Raw genomic sequence first — 4,746 nt, forward strand, 5'->3', positions numbered from 1 at the left:
AGACCGCCCCCCGGTTTCAGACCTTCGGCGGCCCGGGATAACCGCAATGCGCCCAGGACTCGGCGCGGGTGTACCAGGCCATCATCACCATCTGCTGCAATGAGCTATGGCCCATGCGCAGCAAGCTCAATGAACTGTTCTCCCAGCGTTCGAGGAAATGCCCCATCGCTTCAGCGCTGGCGTTTTCCCAACTGCCCCAGATGCCGGTAAGCGGGCCACGGGTCACGGCCATGCCCAGCACGTCGAACAGTTGCCGAGTGAGCTTGAGCATTTCCGGCGACACGTGATCGAGGCTGTAGTCCAGCGACTTCAGCGTGCCGTCGACCGCTGCGGGCATTTCCCCGGCGGCGACGGCGCCGTCGAGCATCACCGGGATCAGCGCGCGCAGGAACAGCAGATCGCCGTCGCGCAAAACCACAAAGCCGTTGGCGCTGACGCTCGACGAGCAGCCAGTGAGGCTGGCGCCAAGGCCGGCGGTGGCGAGAAACGCGCTGGCGCCGAGGCTGAATTTCAGCAGGCCACGGCGCGACAGGGCGGGTGTTTCGGTCAGGCTTGGATGCATTGTTGTTATTACCCGGCGTCGACGAACGTTTAGCGAATGAACAGTTTCTGAATCAGTTTCTGAATCGATCTGCCGTAGGGCGGGTAGATCAGCCGGGCCGCGTTGAAGCGCTGTTTGATCAGCACGCCCTTGGCCTTGCTGAAGGTCAGGAAACCTTCGTGGCCGTGATAATGGCCCATGCCCGAGGGGCCGATGCCACCGAAGGGCATGTCGTCCTGAGCCACATGCAACAAGGTGTCGTTCAGGCATACGCCGCCGGAATGGGTCTCGTGCAGCACGCGATGCTGCTCGCGTTTGTCGTAGCCAAAGTAGTAAAGAGCCAGAGGACGAGGCCGCTGATTGATGTAAGCGAATGCCTGCTCCAGATCGCGATAAGGCACGATTGGCAGCAATGGGCCGAAAATTTCGTCCTGCATCACGGTCATCTCATCGCTGACATTGAGCAGCACGCTGTGCGGCATGCGTCGGCCCTGGCCTTGTTCGAACAGCGGGATCAGCAGCGCGCCCTTGCTGGTCGCGTCGCTGACGTATCCGTTCAGCCGGGCCAGTTGGCGTTCGTTGATGATCGCGGTGTAGTCGACGTTGTCGGCCAGGGTCGGGTAGAAGCCTTGCACAGCCTGACGATAGGCCTCGACGAAAGCGCCGACGCGGTCTTCCGGCACCAGCACATAGTCAGGCGCGACGCAGGTCTGCCCGGCGTTGAGGGTCTTGCCGAAGGCGATGCGTTCGGCGGCGTCCTTGAGCGGTACGTCTCTGGAGACGATGGCCGGCGACTTGCCGCCCAGTTCCAGCGTCACTGGCGTGAGGTTTTCCGCCGCAGCGCGCATGACGTGTTTGCCGACGCTGGTGGAGCCCGTGAACAGCAAGTGATCGAACGGCAGACGCGAGAACGCCACGCCGACATCCGCTTCGCCCAGCACCACGCAAACCAGGTCTTCGGGAAAGATTCGCGCCAGCAGTTCTTTGAGCAGCAGCCCGGTAGCCGGGGTCGATTCGCTGAGCTTGAGCATCACCCGATTGCCGGCAGCCAGGGCGCCGACCATCGGCCCCACGGCCAGATACAGCGGGTAGTTCCACGGCACGATCACGCCGACCACGCCCAGCGGCTGATAAACCACCTTCGCCGAAGCAGGCTGGAACGCCATGCCTACCTTGCGCCGCGAGGGCTTCATCCAGTTTTTCAGGTGACGACTGGCGTAGTGAATGCCGTGCAGGCTCGGCATCAGCTCGGCGAGCAGGGTTTCGTCGGCGCTGCGGTGGCTGAAATCGGCGCTGATCGCGTCGATCAATGCCTGCCGCTCAGCGCTGAGCAGATCGCGCAAAGCCTTGAGCCATTGCTGACGTTGCGCGGCCGGCGGCATCGGGTTGGCGGCGTACGCGGCCCGTTGTGCCTGGAACTGCCGATCGAGGGTTTCAAGAGGCTGTTGCAGCGTTTGCAGGTAGGCAATGTCGGCAGTCATCGCGGGCTCCGGATTTTATTGTAATGGGCACTTTTTAGAGTCTAAGCTCTAGAAAGTCAAACGACTTCCGTGCACGGCAAGGTTTTATCCATTTCCGGTTAGGTCGTAAGATGCGCCGTCAACGCACTCTGAATTAAAGCTCAAGCCATGGCCCCACGAATAAAAACCAGCGAGCGCATCGTTCAGAACAGCCTGGAGCTGTTCAATCAGCAGGGCGAGCGCAGCGTCAGCACCAACCACATCGCCGCGCACATGGAGATTTCTCCGGGCAACCTGTACTACCACTTCCCCAACAAGCAGGCGATCATCGCCGTGTTGTTCAGTGAGTACGAAGCCCTGGTGGACAGCTTTCTGCGTCCGCCTCAGGGTCGCCCGGCGACCGTCGAGGACAAGCGTTTCTATCTCAAGGAACTGCTCTCGGCCATGTGGCGCTACCGTTTCCTGCATCGTGACCTTGAGCATCTGCTCGACAGCGATGCGGAACTGGCCGCGCGCTATCGGCGCTTTTCCCAGCGCTGCGTGATCCAGGGGGCCGCAATTTACGAAGGTTTTGTCGCCGCCGGCATTCTGAAAATGGATCGCGTGCAGATCGAATCGCTGACCCTCAATGCGTGGATCATCCTGACCTCGTGGGTGCGTTTTCTGTGCACCACGCGGGAAAACTCCAACCACCTCAGCGAACAGGCCGTGAAGCGTGGCGTGTATCAGGTGCTGGTGCTGGAAGCAGGGTTTGTTACCGATCAGGCGCGGGATGAAGTCAACGCATTGTTCGACGAGTTCTACGTGCCGCTGGCGCAGGCCCTTGAAGACGTGAAATAAACCGTTCAGCTGAATTCCACAGGAGCCCGTTATGTCGATTGCGCAGTTGATCAGCCCACAAGCACTGGACGCTCGCAAAGAGCAGCCGGGGCTGGTGATTCTCGATTGTCGTTTTGCCCTCGAAGATCCGGATTACGGCCAGCGCAGCTACGCCGAAGGGCACATTGCCGGGGCGAGTTTCGCCGATCTGGAGCGGGATCTGAGCGGTAAAGTCGAGAGGGGCGTGACCGGGCGTCATCCGTTGCCCGAGCCGGCGGCGCTGATCGAACGCCTGCAAGCCTGGGGCATCAGCAACGACAGCGATGTGGTTCTGTATGACGACGGCCCGGGTGCATACGCGGCGCGGGCGTGGTGGTTGCTGGCTTGGCTGGGCAAGCGCGACGGCGTATTCATTCTCGATGGCGGGCTCAAAGCCTGGCACGCCGCCGGCCTGCCGCTGAGCCTGGATCCGCCGAGCGTGACGCCGGGCAGCTTCAGTGGTCAGCCGGACATGAGCCTGTTGCTCAGCGCCGAACAATTGCAGCAGCGCCTCGGCCAGCCAACCCTGACCCTGCTCGACGCCCGCGCCTTGCCGCGCTTCAAGGGCGACATGGAACCGATCGATCCGGTCGCCGGGCACATTCCCGGCGCGCAGTGCGCGGCGTTCACCGACAACCTCGGCAGTGATGGACGGTTTTTGCCGGCCGAGCAGCTCAAGCAGCGCTTTGCCGCGAAACTGGGCGATCGCTCACCGTCGGAACTGGTCGCCTACTGCGGGTCCGGGGTGACGGCGTGTCACAACCTGTTTGCACTGTGCTTGGCCAGCTACCCGCTGGGTGCGCTGTATGCCGGATCGTGGAGCGAATGGATCAACGAGCCATCGCGCGGCATTGCCACGGGCGAATAACATCGCTGATCCCATGTGGGAGCGAGCAGGCTCACTCCTGCAAGGGATATGCGGCGCTCATTGACCGAGTGCGGCCAGCCATTGCGGGATACGCCGCTCAAGGTAATACCCGGGCCTGCGCACCGAGCCGTCGACGAAGCCGACATGACCGCCACGCGCCTGCAATTCGAACCGGGTGCAAGCTGACAACTCGTCGGCTTGCGGCAGGCTGTGGGGAAATACGAACGGATCGTCCGCCGCCTGAATGATCAGCGTCGGCGTGCGGATCTCGCCGAGGTAATAGCGGCTCGAGGCGCGGCGGTAATAATCCTCGGCATCGGTGAAGCCATGCAGCGGCGCGGTAACCCGGCCGTCGAAATCCCAAAACGTACGCATGTTTTCCAGCGAGCCGAGCGCGGCCAGTTTCGCCAGGCCATCTTCGCGTCCGTCATGCTGGAACTGACGCTGCTTGTTCCTGATGTAGGCGACCATCTCTCGCATGAAATGCGCCTGATAAACCCGCGAAAACCCTTGGCCGATACGATCGGCACATTGATCGAGACGGAACGGTACCGACACCGCCACCGCGCCGAGCACACCGCTGTTGCTGCCGGTTTCACCCAGATGCTTGAGCAGCACATTACCGCCCAGCGAATAACCGACCGCGTACAACGGCGCCAACGGGCGTTTCGCGCGCAGGTGCTGGATGGCTTCGGCAAGGTCTTCGCTGGCGCCGGAGTGGTAGCTGCGCGGCAACAGATTCGGCTCGCCGGAACAACCGCGCCAGTTCAGCGCGACGCTGGCCCAGCCCTGGTCGGCCAAGGCCTTTTGAATGCCCGCCACATAGGGCGAATTGGAAGAGCCGGTCAAACCGTGCAGCACCAGTACCAACGGCGCCTCGGCGCTGTGCGGGCCGTGCCAGTCGAGGTCGAGAAAGTCGCCGTCCTCAAGCCACAGGCGTTCGCGTTCGCGCTCGATGTGCACGGTCTTGCGCCACAGCGGCCCCCACAGGGTTTGCAGATGCGGATTGCCGAGGCCGA

5 protein-coding genes are annotated in these 4,746 nt (G+C 62.3%); 2 read left to right on the top strand and 3 right to left on the bottom strand.

Features of this window, described 5'->3' with window-relative positions:
- Positions 1 to 16: 16 nt before the first annotated feature.
- A complete protein-coding gene (locus OQK_RS12590) occupies positions 17 to 562 on the bottom strand; it encodes a hypothetical protein (RefSeq protein ID WP_016772706.1) in 546 nt (181 codons plus the stop codon).
- Positions 563 to 591: 29 nt separating this feature from the next.
- Complete coding sequence (locus OQK_RS12595) at positions 592 to 2,022, bottom strand: coniferyl aldehyde dehydrogenase (protein WP_016772707.1); 1,431 nt, start codon at positions 2,020 to 2,022, stop codon at positions 592 to 594.
- 147 nt (positions 2,023 to 2,169) lie between these two features.
- Between OQK_RS12595 and OQK_RS12600 the strand changes: the two genes are divergently transcribed.
- Together OQK_RS12600 and OQK_RS12605 are read left to right on the top strand one after the other, a co-directional pair.
- Positions 2,170 to 2,841: a TetR/AcrR family transcriptional regulator gene (locus OQK_RS12600; protein ID WP_016772708.1), complete on the top strand. Its 672-nt coding sequence runs from the start codon at positions 2,170 to 2,172 to the stop codon at positions 2,839 to 2,841.
- Between the two features lie 31 nt (positions 2,842 to 2,872).
- A complete protein-coding gene (locus tag OQK_RS12605) occupies positions 2,873 to 3,727 on the top strand; it encodes a sulfurtransferase (RefSeq protein WP_016772709.1) in 855 nt (284 codons plus the stop codon).
- Between the two features lie 57 nt (positions 3,728 to 3,784).
- Here the strand turns inward: OQK_RS12605 and OQK_RS12610 are convergent.
- Positions 3,785 to 4,746 (bottom strand): hydrolase (locus tag OQK_RS12610; RefSeq protein WP_016772710.1); only part of this gene is annotated, 962 nt, incomplete at its 5' end.

The organism is Pseudomonas sp. R62 (assembly GCF_000257605.1).
GTDB classification, from domain to species: Bacteria; Pseudomonadota; Gammaproteobacteria; order Pseudomonadales; family Pseudomonadaceae; genus Aquipseudomonas; species Aquipseudomonas atacamensis.

Bases quoted from the DNA above. Each gene is read 5' to 3' on its own strand.
- OQK_RS12590 (WP_016772706.1), bottom strand. From the start codon at position 562: ATGCATCCAAGCCTGACCGAAACACCCGCCCTGTCGCGCCGTGGCCTG.
- OQK_RS12595 (WP_016772707.1), bottom strand. From the start codon at position 2,022: ATGACTGCCGACATTGCCTACCTGCAAACGCTGCAACAGCCTCTTGAA.
- OQK_RS12600 (WP_016772708.1), top strand. From the start codon at position 2,170: ATGGCCCCACGAATAAAAACCAGCGAGCGCATCGTTCAGAACAGCCTG.
- OQK_RS12605 (WP_016772709.1), top strand. From the start codon at position 2,873: ATGTCGATTGCGCAGTTGATCAGCCCACAAGCACTGGACGCTCGCAAA.